General features: G+C 54.7%; 1 protein-coding gene. It reads right to left on the reverse strand.

All coding sequences use genetic code 11. From position 1 onward, the window contains the following. On the reverse strand, positions 1 to 469 hold a 469-nt coding region (locus ACRYR9_RS19865; RefSeq protein WP_432540240.1), incomplete at its 3' end, for a GNAT family N-acetyltransferase. Positions 470 to 603 lie beyond the last annotated feature (134 nt).

Here is a 603-nt window from a genome sequence, read left to right on the forward strand (position 1 = left end):
GAAGACACACTGCTGGCCGGCGCGCCGCTTGCCGGTTCAAGCGACGCCACGCAGGAATAAACTTGTAATACTCCACAATTTTGAAGCCGCATTTCACATAGAAGTGAATGTTGCGCTTCTCAAAGTACGGTGTATGCGTTTCCCACACCTTTGTTTCGGGATAGCGTTCTTCGATGGCGAGCCAAGCTCTAAACCCAATGCCTTGACCACGGAATCTAGGCGAGATAAAGAAGAGCTCCAGCGCGTTGTGTTGAGTCCTCTCGTTCCGGAAGCGCTGCTTGGCGGGAATACGGTGGGCGTCAAGGTGACCATACGTAGTAGCCTGATTTTTTGCTTTCGAATCTACGCAACGCGTCGGTACAGTTCGTGGACTCGCCCGGCCCTCGAAGCTGCGCAGCAACCAAAGACAGCATGATGATCCGCCCCCATCCGCACCGGTCAGCACCTCGGTGAACTTGCTCGTCTTCATGGCATGTCTTCCATCTCAAATCGTGAAAGTCATGCCGGATTTTCTGCTTCTGAGCAGTACTTTCCTTAGTGTAGGGACATCGCCGTCGAGCCCCTGGGCTAGCTGCCGACCTGAGCAACCAGCTCTGGGGCGCT

The organism is Kineococcus auxinigenes, assembly GCF_050871525.1.
Taxonomy (GTDB): Bacteria; Actinomycetota; Actinomycetes; order Actinomycetales; family Kineococcaceae; genus Kineococcus.